Source organism: Agromyces flavus, from assembly GCF_900104685.1.
GTDB lineage: Bacteria > Actinomycetota > Actinomycetes > Actinomycetales > Microbacteriaceae > Agromyces > Agromyces flavus.
Genome location: NZ_LT629755.1, coordinates 2,632,989 through 2,648,327, shown reverse-complemented (window position 1 = coordinate 2,648,327; position 15,339 = coordinate 2,632,989). Strand labels below are relative to the sequence as shown.

Below are 15,339 nucleotides of genomic sequence, written 5' to 3'. Positions count from 1 at the left end.
AAGCGGGGGTGGCGCCGATCGGCGCCACCCCCGCGGTGTCGTTGGCGGTGGATCAGACGCGGGCGGTTCGACGCACCACGTCGCCCAACGCGTCGGCGTCCAGCGCGAACAGGTCGCGCGTCCCGGCGGTGGCGGCACCGACGAGCCCGGATGCCGCGGGCAGCAGCTGCTCGGCGTAGAACCTGGCGAGCGGCAACTGCGCCGCCGCGACGGTGTCGCCGTTGAGATCGCGCGCGGCGAGCGCGGACTTCGCGAGCAGCCAGCCGCCGACCACGAGTCCCCAGATGCGCAGGTACGGGCTGGAGCCCGCGAGCACCGAGTTGGGGTCGGAGACGCCGGTGCGCAGCATCCACCCCGTCGTCTGCTCGAGCACGTCGAGGCCGGTGGTCAATTGCGCGCGGATGGATGCGAAGTCCTCGCCGGCGGCCGCCAGCTCGCCGTCGAGCTCGCGCATGGTCGCGATGAACTCGAGGAACGAGGCGCCGCCCCGCACGCCGAGCTTGCGGCCGACGAGGTCGGCGGCCTGGATGCCGTTCGTGCCCTCGTAGATCGCGGCGATGCGCACGTCGCGGTAGTGCTGTGCGGCGCCGGTCTCCTCGATGAAGCCCATGCCGCCGTGGATCTGCAGCGCGAGCGATGTCAGCTCGTTGCCGAGGTCGGTGCCGAACGCCTTGCAGATGGGGGTGAGCAGGCCGACGATCTCGTCGGCGCGGGCGCGGGTCGCGGCATCCGGGTGGCGGGTTGAGATGTCGACGTAGACGGCGTTCAGGAGCATCATGCGGCGGAGCGCGGCGATGTAGGACTTCTGCGTCATGAGCATGCGGCGCACGTCGGGGAAGTCGATGATCGGGCGGCCTTGGATGCGCTCCTTCGCGTAGCCGAGCGACTGCTGGTACGCGCGCTCGGCGACGGCGAGGCCCTGCATGCCGACCGACAGGCGGGCGCTGTTCATCATGACGAACATGATGCGCATGCCGAGGTTCTCCTCGCCCACGAGGTAGCCGGTGGCGTCCTCGTACGACAGCACGCAGGTGGGGGATCCGTGGATGCCCATCTTGTGCTCGACTCCGAGGGTGTGCACGCCGTTGCGCTCGCCGAGCGTTCCGTCGTCGTTGACCAGGAACTTGGGCACGATGAAGATCGAGATGCCCTTGGTGCCCGCGGGCGCGTCGGGCGTGCGGGCGAGCACGAGATGCACGATCTGGTCACTCAGGTCGTGGTCGCCGAAGGTGATGAAGATCTTCTGTCCGGTGATGCCGTAGGTGCCGTCGGCGCGCTTCACGGCCTTCGTAGTCAGCGCGCCCACGTCGGAGCCGGCGTGCGGCTCGGTGAGATTCATGGTCCCGGCCCACTCGCCGCTGACCATCTTGGGCAGCCACGCCTGCTTCTGCTCCTCGCTTCCGTAGTGCAGCAGCGCCTCGATCGCGCCCTGCGTGAGCAGCGGCGCGAGCGCGAACGCCATGTTCGCGGTGGTGGTGAGCTCCTGGATGGCGAGACCGACCGATCGGGGGAAATTTCCACCGCCGTACCCCTCGGGCAGCGGCACCGAGCCCCAGCCGGCGTCGACGAAGGCCGCGTACGCCTCCTTGAATCCGGAGGGTGTCGTGACCGTGCCGTCGGCGTTCAGGCGAGCGCCCTCGACATCGCCGGCGCGGTTGGTGGGGGCGACGACCTCTGCGGTGAAGTCGCCGAACTCGTCGAGGATCTCGGTGACCGTGTCGAAGTCGGCGTGCTCGTAACCGGGAAGCTGCGCGACCTGGTCGTAGCCCACGACGTGCTTGAGCGCGAACGCGAGGTCGGCGACGGGCGGACGGTAATCAGTCATGATCGGAGGCTAATCCCGAGTTCGGGCGCCTGTGCCGACATTCGTCGCGATCGACGAGGCGGGCGTGCGCGAGCAGGGGCGCGCTTGTGGCATCCGGCAATCGAGCGGGCGGATGGCGCGCGCCGGCGCTCGCACCAGAGCACTCTCGGTGCCGTTCGGCGCATCTAGCACCGCCGCTCGCATTCGGCAACGCCATGGACGAGGCAGCGCCGACGCACGCACCGTAGAGGCATGCAGCAGCACGACACGCCACTCCACCGCGCGAAGCGGCCCCGGAACTTCCTCGCCGGGCCGTACGGGCATCCGTTCCACCCGATCATGGTGACGATCCCGATCGGCGCTTGGATCGCGAGCTTCGTGTTCGACCTGGTCGGCTTCGCCGCGGACGAGGCCGAGCCGTGGGTCTACGGCGCGCGCCTCCTCATCCTCATCGGCCTCGTGGGTGCGATCATCGCCGCGGTGCTGGGCCTCATGGATCTCTCGCAGATCCAGTCGGGGACCCGGGCCCGGCGCACGGCGCTGATCCACATGTCGCTGAACCTGCTCGTCACGGCGTTGTTCGCGATCAGCCTGATCGTGCGGTTGAACGCGTCGGACGAGGAGGTGAGCGTCACGGGCTTCGTGCTGAGCGTGATCGGACTGCTCATCCTCATGGTGTCGGGCTACCTCGGCGGCAAGCTCGCCTACCGGTACGGCATCCGCGTCGCGGATGAAGCGACGCAGGTGTCCGAGGGATTCTGACGCCGGGTCGCCCGCCGGGTCGCGCTCAGCGCGCCGCCTCCAGAGCGGCGCGGACGGTGTCGAGCAGCTGGTTCCACGACACCGTGAACTTCTCGACGCCCTCGCGCTCGAGCACCGCGGTCACGTCGTCGTAGTCGACGCCGACCCGCGCGAGCGCCTCGATCACCGCGTGTGCCGTGTCGTATGAGCCGGTGACCGTGTCGCCGTGCACCTCGCCGTGATCGAACATCGCCTCGAGGGTCTTCTCGGGCATGGTGTTCACGACGCCGGGCGCGACGAGCTCGGTCACGTACTGCGTGTCGGGCAGCGAAGGATCCTTCACGCCCGTCGATGCCCACAGCGGGCGCTGGCGGTTGGCTCCGGCATCCAGCAGCGCGGTCGCACGCTCGCCGGCGAAGACCTGCTCGTACGCCTCGTACGCGAGCCGGGCATTGGCGATGCCGGACTTGCCGCGCAGCTCGAGCGCCTCGTCGGTGCCGATCGCGGCGAGACGCGCGTCGATCTCGGTGTCGACCCGCGAGACGAAGAACGAAGCGACCGACTGGATCGTCCCCAGGTCGAGGCCCGCGGCCTTCGCCTGCTCGAGGCCGTTCAGGTACGCCTGGATCACCTCGCGGTATCGCTCGAGGCTGAAGATGAGCGTGACGTTCACGCTGATGCCGGCGGCGGTCGCCGCCGTGATCGCGGCGAGGCCCTCGGCGGTCGCCGGGATCTTGATCATGGCGTTCGGACGGTCCACCTTCTCCCACAGCGCGTGCGCCTCGGCGATGGTGCCGTCGGTGTCGTGGGCGACCCCGGGCTGCACCTCGATCGAGACGCGGCCGTCCACCCCGTTCGTTCGGTCGTAGACCTCGCGAAGGTGGTCGGCCGCCTCACGGACGTCGTGCGTCGTGATCTCGAACACGGCGCGCTCGACGTCGGCGCCGGCGGCAGCCAGGTCGTGCAGGGCGTCGCGATAGGACTCGCCATCGGCGACGGCCGTCGCGAAGATCGTCGGATTCGTTGTGACGCCGACGACGTCGCGTTCCGCGATGAGTCGCTCGAGCTCGCCCGTCGTGATCCGCGTGCGCGACAGGTCGTCGAGCCAGATGCTGACGCCGGCCAACGACAGCGCGGCGGTCGGAGTGTTCGTGCTCATGGCCCCAGTCTCACCCGTTTCCGGGCGGGCGGCGAGGGGTGCCCCGCATCGCCGAACGGTACCGGGCACCCCTACGAACAGCACTCGTCAGTCGGTGGTCAGCAGCACCTTCACCGCACGCCGCTCGTCCATCGCCCGGTAGCCTTCAGCCGCCTGCTCCAGTGGCAGCGTCAGGTCGAAGACCTCACCCGGGTCGATCTCGTCGCGCATGATGAGGTCCACGAGTTCGGGCAGGAATCGCCGGACGGGTGCAGGTCCGCCGTGCAGGTGGGCACCCGAGAAGAAGAGCTCGAGGCCCGGAAGGCTGACGTCGTGCGAGACGCCCACGTAGCCGACGTGACCGCCGGCGCGCGTCGAACGGACGGCCTGCATCATCGACTCGTGCGTGCCGACGGCCTCGATCACCGAATGGGCGCCGAGCCCCCCGGTGAGCGCCTTGACCTTCTCGGCACCGGCATCGCCGCGCTCCTCGACGATGTCGGTCGCGCCGAACCTCCGGGCGAGTGCCTGCCGGTCGGCGTGCCGGCTGAACGCGATGATGCGCTCGGCGCCGAGACGCTTCGCAGCGAGGATGCCGAGCAGACCGACCGCACCGTCGCCGACGACCGCCACCGTCTTGCCCGGGCCGACCTCGGCGGCCACGGCCGCGAACCAGCCGGTGCCGAGCACGTCGGAGGCCGCGAGCAGGCCGCGCTCCTGCTTCGGCGTCGGTCGGGTCGAGGTGGCCACGAGGGTGCCGTCCGCGAGCGGGACGCGCAGGTACTCGGCCTGCGTGCCGAAGCCGCCCATGGGCACGGCGTGGACGCAGCGCGACTGGTAGCCGGCGCGGCAGATCTCGCACGTGTCGTCGGACGCGAAGAACGATCCGACGACGAAGTCGCCGACCTTCACGGTCGACACGTCCGAGCCGACCTCCTCGACGACGCCGACGTACTCGTGCCCCATCGGGGCGGGCCAGTCGTTGCCGTCCTGACCGCGATAGGGCCACAGGTCGGATCCGCAGATGCAGGCGGACGTGACGCGGATGATCGCGTCGGTGGGCTCGACGATGGTCGGGTTCTCTCGCTCCTCGACGCGGACGTCGCCGGGGCCGTACATGATGACACCACGCATGGGGGTGCTCCTTACTCTCTGAGGGGGTTATCGATCGGTCGCCGTGGCGAGCACGGCGGCCGGAGTCGGGTCGGGGTCGGTGGGGACGTCGGGTTCGGCCGCGTCACGATCCCGTGGGGCGAGCGGCACGAGCAGGGCGACGGATGCCGCGGCCACCACGACGACGGACGCCGTCACGATGCCGAGCGGCAGCATGGTCGCGGCGCCGGCGATCCCGACGGCCGGCGCCACGAGCCCGCCGATCGCGAAGCGCGACATCCCGAGCAGTGACGACGCCGTGCCGGCCATGCGGGGGTATCCGGCGAGCGCGAGGGTGGTGGTCGGCGGGGTGGTCGCGGCGACGCCGCCGACCATGGTGAACAGCGAGGCGATCACGACGCCCACGGGCACGGCGAACAGGCCGCCGACGAGCAGGCCGAGCGCGCCCGCGGCGCACATGACGAGGCCGATGGCGAGGGTGCCGTGCAGGCTCCAGCGTTCCGTGGCACGCGCGGCGAGCCATCCGAAGATCATGAAACCGGCCGAGTTCAGCCCGAATGCCACGGCGTACAGCTGCGGGCTGAGCCCGTAGATGCCCTGCAGGACGTAGGTCGCGCCGGCGAGGTAGGCGAACACCGCGGCGTAGGCGAACCCGCTCACGAGCACGGCGCCGACGAAGCGGCGGTCGGACAGCAGGGTGCGGTAGTCGCGGACGGTCTGCGGCAGACCGCCCCGCGTCCGGTGATCGGACGGGAGGGTCTCGGTGAACTGCAGCGCGACGGCGAGCAGGATGGCGCCGCCGATCGCCGCGAGGAAGAGGAAGAGTCCGCGCCAGTCGGCGACGGTCGCGAGCAGTCCGCCGAGCAGTGGGCCGACGATCGCGGCGAGCCCGCTCAGCACCGTCAAACGGCCGAAGAAGCGGATCAGCGCGCCGCCCGAGTAGAGGTCGCGCCCGGCGGCCTGGGCGATCACGAGGCCGACACCGCCGGCGAGGCCCTGCACGAGGCGCGCGACGACCAGCGCCTCCACGCTCGGCGAGACGGCGCACCAGATCGAGGCGACGATGTAGGCGGCGACGCCGATGAGCAGCGGCACGCGGCGGCCGAAGCGGTCCGAGAGCGGTCCGGCGATGAGCTGGCCGAGCGCGAGGCCGAAGAGGCACGAGGTCACGGTGAGCTGTGCGAGCGAGGTGGCGGCGTCGAGCTCGAGCGTGAGTGCGGGCAGCAGCGGGAGGTAGAGGTCCATCGAGATCGGGCCGAACACCGTGAGCAGGAGCAGCACGGCCGGCAGCAGGCGGGCGGCGCTCCGCACCGGGGCGGGGGCTGGTGTGGTGACGGATGGCATGCCTCGAGTGAACCCTCGCGCGGAGGCATCGAGGAGTCCCTGATGAGAGGTGTACTGCGAGGGCATCCCTGTGCGGCGGCATCCGACCTAACCTGTCGGCATGGACAACCGAGCGGAGGTGCGCGAGTTCCTCATGTCGCGCCGCGCCAAGCTCACGCCCGAGCAGGCGGGGCTGCCCGGCGGTCCGAACCGTCGCGTCGCCGGGCTTCGTCGCACCGAGGTGGCCGTGCTCGCGGGCGTCAGCGTCGAGTACTACTCGAAGCTCGAACGCGGCGCGATCGCGGGCGCCTCCTCGTCCGTGCTCGACGCCATCGCGAGCGCGTTGCGACTGGATGACACCGAGCGGGCGCACCTCTTCGACCTGGCCCGCGCGGCCGACGGAATCCCCGCGTCGGGCCGGGCGCGTGGGCGCACGCCCCGCCAGCCGCTCGCGCGGCCGAGCCTGCAGTGGGCGCTCGAGTCCATCACCGGCGGCGTCGCGTTCGTGCGCAACCAGTACCAGGACCTGCTCGCGACCAACGCACTCGGCCGTGCGTTCTACTCGCCGCTCATCGGCGACGGCGGCCGCACGCCCAACCTCGCCCGCTTCCAATTCCTCGACCCCGCGTCGCGCGATTTCTACCCCGACTGGGAGCGCTTCGCTGAGATGTGCGTCGCGATCATGCGCGCCGAGGCGGGCCGCAACCCGCACGATCGCGCCATGCAGGATCTCGTCGGCGAGCTGTCGACGCAGAGCGAGACCTTCCGCCGCCTCTGGGGTGCACACGACGTGCGCACCCACGGGACGGGCACCAAGCGATTCCGCCATCCGGTCGTCGGCGAGCTCACCTTCGCGTACGAGGAACTGCTGCTCACCGCCGAGCCGGGTCTCGTGATGCTGCTCTACACCGTGGAGCCGGGATCGCCGTCGGCCGAGCGGCTCGCACTCCTCGCATCCTGGGGCGCCGAGCGTCCGGCGACCACCGGCGCCTGAGCCGGGGCGGATGCCGCGGGCAGCAACTCGCGCGCCGTGACGACGACGAGCGCGATGAGCAGCGAGAGCACCGCGACATCCGCGGCGATGTAGGCGTAGTGAGCCCAGTCGGTGCCCGGCGCCTCGGCGCCCGCGATCACGAGGTCGCTGCGACGGTTGAGCACCGGGCGGATGAGGGCGACCTCGAAGAGGTAGACGACCCAGACGGCGCCGAGCAGCACGAGCGAGGTGCGGCCGGCGCGCGGTCTCCGCAGGCTCGCGAGGGTGAGCACCGCGAGCGCTACGCCCGTCAGGATGTTCAGCGCCGTGAAGACGAGGCGGCCGATGCCGAGGCCGAGCGGGATCGTGATTCCCGGCGCTTGGAACTTCAGCGGGGCCTCGAGCAACGAGATCGCCACGATGGCGCCGACCAGGAACGCCGGCAGCAGCAGTCGAAGCGCGATCGTCGTGCGGTGCATGACTTCTACAATACGTAGAATTCAGGCGTTCGCGGCACGCTCTGCCGACTGGATGACGGCCTCCACGCCGAGCATGAACAGGTCGCGATCCTCGAGCTCGGCGAGCCGCTGGCTGACGGCGGCGATCTGCGGGTGGGTCCGCGGATCAACGAGGAGCGGTCCCTCGATCCATGGACTGGCTGCCGAGGCATCCGCGTCGGGCCGCTCGGCCCTGGCCCGGGCGATGCCGGCCGCACTCGAGAGCACGTGCGATGCCAGCAGTGCGTAGTGCCGAACGAGGTCGTCGCCCTCGAGGCCCGCGCGCGAGAACGCGTCGAGCATGAACTCGACCGCCGCCAACTCGCCGGGACCGTGCGTCGTCAGCACGGTGGCCTCGACCCCGACCGCGGGGTACTGCGTGAACAGACGCAGGGTGGCCTGGGCGAGCTGGCGGAGGCGCTCGCGCCAGTCGTCGGGGTCGGCGGTCACCTCGGCCACGCTGCGGGCGGCGAGGTCGTCGAGGAGCGCCTGCATGAGCTGCTCCTTGCTCCGGAAGTGGCGATAGATCGCGGTGGGGTCGGCACCGAGCCGCACGCCGAGCTCGCGCACCGAGATCGTCGAGGTGCCGGGCGTCGCGGCGAGCTCGAGTCCGGCCGCGACGATGCGGTCGCGGTCGAGGCGCCGTCGCTTCGCCGGCCGGCCGCGTGCCCCGGCGGCCCCCAGTCCGTCGTCCGCTGTCGTCATCGTCCTCGCTTCGCCTCGCTCCGGAAGTCATGGTGCCACGCCCGCGGCCACTGCGGGCGTCATGAGCTCGCTCCGCGGGCGCGGCATCCTCATCGTCATCGAAGCCAACGGTGATGTCAACACTGTTGACAACAGTTGGGCAGATCGCCTAGCCTCGCCGCAGCACGCTGATTCGATGAGGAAAGCGAGGGTGCTCGTGCCTGCTGACGTCCTGTTCACCGGAGGCGCCGTATTCACCGGCCGCGACGAGCCCCTGCAGGGGCACGCGGTCGCCGTGACGGGTGGGGCGATCTCCGCGGTGGTGCCCGAGACCGAGGCATCCGTCTGGATCGGACCGGACACGCGGGTGGTCGACCTCGACGGTTCGCTGCTCAGCCCGGGCTTCCAGGACGCCCACGTGCACCCGGTGAGCGCGGGCGTCGAGCTGCTCATGTGCAACCTCAGCGACGCGACGGATGCCGCGGACGCGGTCGCCCGGGTGCAGGCGTACGCCGACGCGAACCCCGACGAGGCGTGGATCCAGGGCGGCGGCTGGTCGATGGACCATTTCCCTGGCGGTGCGCCGCTTCGCACGCTGCTCGACGCCGTCGTGCCCGACCGCCCGGTCGTGCTCATGAGCCGCGACCACCACTCGACGTGGGCCAACACCGCGGCCATCCGCGCCGCCGGCATCGATGCGTCGACACCCGATCCGGTCGACGGTCGCATCGAGCGCGAGGCGGATGGCACGCCGGCCGGCACCTTCCACGAGGGCGCGAGCGACCTCTTCGACCACGTCCGCCCCAAGATCGGAGCGGACCTCGCGTACGCGGGCCTGCTCCGCGCGCAGGACGAGCTCATCGCCCTCGGCATCACGGGATGGCAGGACGCCTGGGTCGGCACCGGCCTCGGCGGCGTGCAGGACGTGGCGTCCGTCTATCGCCGCGCCCTGCGGGACGGGACGCTCCGCGCGCACGTCGTCGGCGCCCAGTGGTGGGAGCGGAGCGGTGGCCTCGACCAGGTCGACGAGATGATCTCCCGTCGCGCCGAGTTCGCGGCGCTCGACGGCGGACGCGCGACGCTCGGCACGGTCAAGCTCATGGTCGACGGCGTCGCCGAGAACCAGACCGCCGCCATGCTCACCCCGTACCGCGACCTGCATGGCCACGACACGACGAACCGCGGGCTGTCGTTCATCGACCCCGAACGGCTGCGCGAGATCGTCACGAAGCTCGACGCGGCCGGCTTCCAGGTGCACTTCCACGCGCTCGGCGACCGTGCCGTGCGCGAGGCGCTCGACGCGGTCGAAGCCGCCCGAGCGACGAACGGAGCGACGGACGGCCGCCACCACCTCGCCCACCTCCAGATCGTGGAGGAGGCCGAGGCGGCGCGCTTCGCCGAGCTCGACGCGGTCGCCAACATCCAGGCGCTCTGGGCCACGCACGAGGACCAGCTCGACGAGCTGACGCTGCCCTTCCTGCAGGATGGCGCGGAGGCCCGCCAGTACCCGTTCGGTGACCTCGTGCGGCACGGCGCCCGGCTCGCGGCCGGCAGCGACTGGCCCGTCTCGAGCGCCGATCCGATGGATGCGATCCACATCGCCGTCACGCGCGTCGCACCCGACCGCGAGGCCGAGCCCCTCGGCGGTCCCCACCAGCGCATCGACCTGGCCACGGCGATGGCCGCCTACACCTCCGGCAGCGCCTATGTGAACCACCGAGACCACGACACGGGACACATCCGGGAGGGGTACCTCGCCAACCTCGTCGTGCTCGACCCCGACCCGTTCACCCTTCCCGCCGACGAGATCCACCGATCCACCGTGACGTCCACGTGGATCGAGGGCGAGCTCGTCTACTCCCGCACCAGCTGAACCCCCGAGGAGCACTCCGAATGTCCGCACCCCGCATCGACGGACGCCCATCGCGGCGTGCCCGTCGTCTCCCGCGCACCGCAGCCGTCGTCGCCGGCGGCCTCTCGGCGGCACTCGCGCTCGCCGCGTGCACCGGCCCCGCACCCGACGACGCGAACGTCGAGTGGGAGCTCACGACCACGACCGACGCGCCATCCGGCGACATCGACTCGTACTCGTGGGTGAGCTACGCCGAACCGTTCTCGCTCGACTACGCCTACGCGTTCGACTACTCCGACAACCAGGTGCTCGCCAACGTCTGCGAGTCGCTGCTGCGGCTGAACCCCGACTACACCCTGTCGCCGGGTCTCGCCGAGTCGTTCGAGCACCCGACGCCCGAGACCTGGGTGTACACGATCCGCGACGGCGTGACCTTCCACGACGGAACGGCGTTGACGGCGGCCGATGTCGTCGCCTCGATGAACCGCCACCTCGACCCTGCGGTGGGCTCGTCGTGGTACTCCGTCTACCAGAACGTGGTGTCGATCGAGCAGACCGGGGAGCGTGAGGTCACGGTCACCGAGGCGATCCCCGACTCCCAGTTCAACCTCGCGATGGGCGGCTCGGCGGGCGTGGTCGAGTCGGCCGCGACCCTCGAGGCCGCGGGAGCCGACTACGGCAACTCGACGGGCGGCGTGAACTGCACGGGCCCGTTCTCGCTCGAGGAGTGGAAGTCGGGCGAGTCCATCACGCTGGCCCGCTACGCCGACTACTGGGATGACTCGTTGCGCGCCAAGTCGGGCGAGGTGGAGTTCCTCTTCATGAACGACGCGACCGCGCGCGTGAACGCGCTGAAGTCGGGCGAGGTCGACGGTGGCTGGATGATCCCCTACGACGCGATCGGGCAGCTCGAGACATCCGGCGTCGGCGACCTGCACTTCGGGCTCAGCACCGCGGTGTCGAGCCTCATTGTGTCGAACCTCGACGGACCGCTCGGCGACCCCCGCGTCCGCACGGCGCTGCTCATGGCGCTCGATCGGCAGGGCATCGTGGATGCCGCGGCGAAGGGCTACGGCGACGTGACGAACGTGCTCACCACCGAATCGGTGTGGGTCGGCGCGAGCGACACCGCGCTCGAGTCGGCGTTCGGCCAGCTGACCGAGTACCCGTACGACCTCGAGGAGGCCAAGCGCCTCGTCGAGGAGGCCGGCGCCGTCGGCGAGGAGATCACCTACGCGACCGCGCCGATCAGCAGCGACTTCGGCATCATCGCGCAGGCCACCGCGGCCGCGGCCGAGTCGATCGGCCTGAAGGCGACGATCGAGACGGTGACGCCGAACGCCTACACGGCGCTGTTCGCCGACCCGAGCGCGCGCGAGGGCATCGACCTCTTCTACACGGTCTGGTATCTCTCGAGCCCCGATCCGCTCGAGATGTACAGCGTGCTGCGCACGGGGGAGTTCAGCAACTACGGCGGATGGAGCGATCCCGACTTCGACCGGATCGTGAACGAGGCCATCGCGATCGAGGACCCGGCCGCGCGGTCCGAGAAGACGGCCGAGGCGCAGCGCATCGCGAACGAGCAGCTGCCCTGGCTGCCGCTGTTCACGAGCCCCACGACGGTGTTCGTCGGCGAGCGGATCACCGGCGTCGCGCCGTCGATCGCCTTCCTGTACTACCCGTGGGCGGCGACCGTTGGCGCTCGCTAGTCCTCCGGCGCCCGCTGCGGCGCGGTCCGGCGGAGCATGGCCCGGCGCGGCCACGCTCCGCCGGGTGGCCGGCAAGCTCGGCGGCCTGCTCCTCACGCTGTTCCTCGCGTCGCTGCTCGTGTTCTTCTCACGGTTCCTCGTACCCGGCGACCCCGTGTCGTTCCTCCTCCGCGGCCGCAAGCCCAGCGCCGAGGCCGTCGCCCAGGTCACGGCGCAGTACGGGCTCGACCTGCCGCCGTGGCAGCAGTACCTGAACTGGGTCATCGGGATGCTGCAGGGCGACTTCGGCCGCTCGCTGCAGTACCGGCAGGAGGTCGCGACCGTCATCGGGGAGCGGCTGCCCGTCACGCTCGGGCTCGTGGTCATGGCCGGTGCGATGATCGCGGTGGTCGGCCTCGCCGGCGGGATCGTCGCCGCGCTCAACCGGGGGCGCGTCGCCGACCGGCTGGTGCTCATCGGCCTCACGACGCTCGGCGCCATCCCGTCGTTCGTGGGTGCGATCGTGCTCATCGCGGTGTTCGCGGTGCAGCTCGGCTGGTTCCCATCGTTCGGCTCGGGCGATGGAGGGCTCGACACCGTGTACCACCTGGTGCTGCCGTCGATCGCGCTCGCGATCGTGTTCGTGGTGCTCGTCGGCAAGGTCACGCGATCGTCGATGGTCGACCAGCTCGATCGCGAGCACGTCGAGGTCGCCACGAGCCGGGGCCTCACCCGCGCGACCGTCGTGCGACGCCACGTGTTCCGCAACGCGCTCGGGCCGATCCTCACCGTGACCGGCCTGCTCGTCGCGGGACTGCTCGTCGCCAGCTCGATCGTCGAGGCGGCGTTCGGGCTCGCGGGCATCGGATCGCTGCTCGTGCAGTCGGTCGACCGGCTCGACTTCCCGGTCGTGCAGGCGATCGTGCTGCTCGTGGTGTTCGCCTTCGTCGTGGTGAACGCGATCGTCGACCTCCTCGAACCGTGGGTCGACCCGCGGTCGGCCGCGGGAGCGGGTGCCCGATGACCGCCACGCCGACCCTCGCCGTCGAGGTGCTCCGCGCACCTCGCGTCCGCCGCGCGAACACGACGTTCGTCGTCAGCATGGCGGTCGTCGGGGTGATGACGCTCGCCGCGATCCTCGCCCCGTTCGTGGCGCCGTACCCGCCCGAGCAGGTCGACCTCGGGGCCGTCCACGCCGCACCGAGCGCCGCGCACTGGCTCGGTACCGACGCGCTCGGCCGCGACCTGCTCAGCCGCCTGATCTACGGCGCCCGTACCGCCCTGCTCGGGCCGCTCCTGGTCGTCGTGAGCTCGACCGTGCTCGGCATCCTGCTCGGGCTCGTGGCCGGATGGCGCGGCGGATGGCTCGACGCCGTGCTCGCGCGCATCTTCGACGTCGTGTTCGCGTTCCCGTCGCTGCTCATCGCGATCATGGCCGTCGCCCTGTTCGGCAAGGGGCTCGTCGCCCCAGTGATCGCGATGAGCATCGCCTACGCGCCGTTCGTCGCGCGGCTCACCCGGTCGCTCGTGGCCGCGGAACGCAGCCGCCCGTACGTCGCCGCCTACCGCGTGCAGGGGTTCGGCGCCCCGTGGATCGCCTTTCGGCGGGTGCTGCCCAACGTCACGCCGATCGTCGGCGCGCAGTCCACGCTCAACTTCGGCTACGTGCTCGCCGAGCTCGCCGCCCTCTCGTTCCTCGGACTCGGCGTGCAGGCGCCGACGGCCGACTGGGGCGCGATGATCAACGAGGCCCAGGCCGGCCTCATCGGCGGCTACTTCCTGCCCGCCCTCGTTCCGGCCCTCGCCGTCGTCGTCGCGGTGGTCGCGGTGAACGTGATCGGCGAGGAACTGTCCGACCGCATCGGAGGCGAGATCCCCGCATGACGCTCCTCGACATCGATCGACTCACGCTCGACCTGCCCCACGGAACCCGGCTGCTCGACGGCATCTCGCTCAGCGTCGCCGCCGGCGAGACCGTCGGCCTCGTCGGCGAATCCGGCTCGGGCAAGTCGCTCACCGCACGTTCGGTGCTCGGCCTGCTGCCCGACCGTGCCGCGACCGGGGGATCGGTCCGGTTGCAGGGCCTCGAGGTGCTCGGCGCCGCCCAGCGCGACCTGCTCGAGCTGCGTCGTCGCTCCGCCGCCATGGTGTTCCAGGATCCGAGGGCCGGCATCAATCCGAGCCGCACCATCGGCGATCACCTGACCGAGGCCATGCGGCTGGGCGAACGCCGCCCGACGGCCGAGGCGCGTTCGCGCGCGGTCGAGCTGCTCGGTGCCGTGCGGATGCCACGAGCCGCGGAGCACCTCGGCCAGCACCCGCACGAGCTCTCGGGCGGCATGCTGCAGCGGATCATGATCGCGGGCGCTCTCATGGGCTCGCCCCCGCTGCTCATCTGCGACGAGCCGACCACGGCCCTCGACGTGACCACGCAGGCCGAGATCATCGCCGTGCTCGCCGAGCAGCGCGCGACGCGGGGCATGGGCATGCTGTTCATCACGCACGACCTGAACCTCGCGGCGTCGTTCTGCGACCGCATCGTCGTGATGCAAGGTGGCCGCATCCTCGAGCAGGGGGCGGCGAACGCCGTGCTCGGTGATCCGAGGCATCCGTACACCCGACGGCTCGTGGCGGCGACGCCGACGATCGAGCTGGGAGAACCCGCGGGGGCCGGTCCGGCCGGTCCGGGACCGGCTGCCGAGTCGGAACCCATGCTCGTGGCCGACTCGCTGTCGAAGACCTACCACCCGAAGGGCCGGTCGCCGGTCCGGGCGGTGGCGGAGGCGTCCCTCACGATCCCCCGAGGTGGATCGCTCGGAGTGGTCGGGGAGTCGGGTTCCGGCAAGTCCACGCTCGCCCGCATGATCGTCGGCCTCGAGCAGCCCGACTCGGGTGGCATCCGCGTCGACGGACGCGATCGCCGGGCGCTCGCGCGCAGCCGCTCGGACCGGCTGGCACATGCGCGCTCGGTGCAGATGGTGTTCCAGGACCCGTACCTGTCGCTCGATCCGCGGATCCCGGCGGGCCGCGCGATCGAGGACGCGCTCCGACTCCACCGCCGCCTCAGCGCGCGCGACGCGCGCGACGCCGTGGTCGACCTGCTCGACCGCGTCGGGCTCGAGGAGCGTCACGCGCAGGCTCGGCCCCGCACGCTCTCGGGCGGGCAGCGCCAGCGGGTCGCGATCGCACGTGCGCTCGCGGTCGAGCCCGACCTGCTCGTGCTCGACGAGGCCACCAGCGCACTCGACGTGTCGGTCCAGGCGCAGGTGCTCGACCTCGTCGGCCGCGTCCGCCAGGAGCGGGGACTGACCGTGCTCTTCATCAGTCACGACCTCGCGGTCGTGCGGCGCGTGTGCGACGAGACCGTGGTCATGCGGCAGGGCGAGATCGTCGAGCGAGGCCCGACCGCCCGGCTCCTGCGCTCGCCGGCGCACGAGTACACGAGGCTGCTGCTCGCATCCGTGCCGCGGCCGCGGCCCCGCACGTCTCCGGAGCAGATCGGCGCGGTCTGAGCGGCGCCGGCCGC

13 protein-coding genes are annotated in these 15,339 nt (G+C 71.2%); 7 read left to right on the top strand and 6 right to left on the bottom strand.

The genetic code is table 11. The features are described 5' to 3' along the window. Nucleotides 1-52 precede the first annotated feature (52 nt). Nucleotides 53-1,825: an acyl-CoA dehydrogenase gene (locus BLT99_RS12535; protein ID WP_092672990.1), complete on the bottom strand. Its 1,773-nt coding sequence runs from the start codon at nt 1,823-1,825 to the stop codon at nt 53-55. Nucleotides 1,826-2,056: 231 nt separating this feature from the next. Between BLT99_RS12535 and BLT99_RS12530 the strand changes: the two genes are divergently transcribed. After that, nucleotides 2,057-2,566, top strand: a complete 510-nt coding sequence (locus tag BLT99_RS12530) for a DUF2231 domain-containing protein (protein WP_092672988.1) — start codon at nt 2,057-2,059, stop codon at nt 2,564-2,566. A 25-nt stretch (nt 2,567-2,591) separates the two neighbouring features. On the opposite strand, the gene tal is transcribed toward BLT99_RS12530, so the two are convergent. From tal to BLT99_RS12515, 3 genes are all read right to left on the bottom strand, one after another. After that, nucleotides 2,592-3,704 carry a transaldolase gene (gene tal / locus BLT99_RS12525; protein ID WP_092672985.1) on the bottom strand — a complete coding sequence of 371 codons (1,113 nt, stop codon included), beginning with the start codon at nt 3,702-3,704 and terminating at the stop codon, nt 2,592-2,594. Nucleotides 3,705-3,791: 87 nt separating this feature from the next. Beyond that, nucleotides 3,792-4,817, bottom strand: a complete 1,026-nt coding sequence (locus BLT99_RS12520; protein ID WP_092672982.1) for a zinc-dependent alcohol dehydrogenase family protein — start codon at nt 4,815-4,817, stop codon at nt 3,792-3,794. A gap of 27 nt (nt 4,818-4,844) precedes the next feature. Beyond that, entirely contained in the window at nt 4,845-6,140 is a 1,296-nt protein-coding gene (locus BLT99_RS12515; RefSeq protein WP_092672979.1) for a multidrug effflux MFS transporter, read from the bottom strand. Nucleotides 6,141-6,240: 100 nt separating this feature from the next. Here BLT99_RS12515 and BLT99_RS12510 point away from each other — a divergent pair, with 100 nt between their 5' ends. Further along, nucleotides 6,241-7,113 (top strand): helix-turn-helix transcriptional regulator, encoded by an 873-nt coding sequence (locus BLT99_RS12510; protein ID WP_092672976.1) that lies wholly within the window; start codon nt 6,241-6,243, stop codon nt 7,111-7,113. Here BLT99_RS12510 and BLT99_RS12505 read toward each other — a convergent pair. Both BLT99_RS12505 and BLT99_RS12500 read right to left on the bottom strand, forming a co-directional pair. After that, entirely contained in the window at nt 7,023-7,571 is a 549-nt protein-coding gene (locus tag BLT99_RS12505) for a hypothetical protein (RefSeq protein ID WP_092672973.1), read from the bottom strand. The two genes, BLT99_RS12510 and BLT99_RS12505, sit on opposite strands and share 91 nt — an antisense overlap. 21 nt (nt 7,572-7,592) lie before the next feature. After that, complete coding sequence (locus BLT99_RS12500) at nt 7,593-8,294, bottom strand: TetR/AcrR family transcriptional regulator (RefSeq protein ID WP_092672970.1); 702 nt, start codon at nt 8,292-8,294, stop codon at nt 7,593-7,595. A gap of 175 nt (nt 8,295-8,469) precedes the next feature. Between BLT99_RS12500 and BLT99_RS12495 the strand changes: the two genes are divergently transcribed. From BLT99_RS12495 to BLT99_RS12475, 5 genes are all read left to right on the top strand, one after another. Further along, entirely contained in the window at nt 8,470-10,146 is a 1,677-nt protein-coding gene (locus tag BLT99_RS12495) for an amidohydrolase (protein ID WP_092672967.1), read from the top strand. Between the two features lie 20 nt (nt 10,147-10,166). Next, nucleotides 10,167-11,834, top strand: a complete 1,668-nt coding sequence (locus tag BLT99_RS12490) for an ABC transporter substrate-binding protein (RefSeq protein ID WP_092672964.1) — start codon at nt 10,167-10,169, stop codon at nt 11,832-11,834. Nucleotides 11,835-11,898: 64 nt separating this feature from the next. Continuing rightward, a complete protein-coding gene (locus tag BLT99_RS12485) occupies nt 11,899-12,837 on the top strand; it encodes an ABC transporter permease (RefSeq protein WP_229724372.1) in 939 nt (312 codons plus the stop codon). After that, entirely contained in the window at nt 12,834-13,697 is an 864-nt protein-coding gene (locus BLT99_RS12480; RefSeq protein ID WP_092676294.1) for an ABC transporter permease, read from the top strand. Before BLT99_RS12485 ends, BLT99_RS12480 begins: the two co-directional genes overlap by 4 nt. Continuing rightward, a complete protein-coding gene (locus BLT99_RS12475; protein WP_092672958.1) occupies nt 13,694-15,325 on the top strand; it encodes a dipeptide ABC transporter ATP-binding protein in 1,632 nt (543 codons plus the stop codon). The genes BLT99_RS12480 and BLT99_RS12475 overlap by 4 nt, the downstream gene beginning before the upstream one ends. Nucleotides 15,326-15,339: the final 14 nt, after the last annotated feature.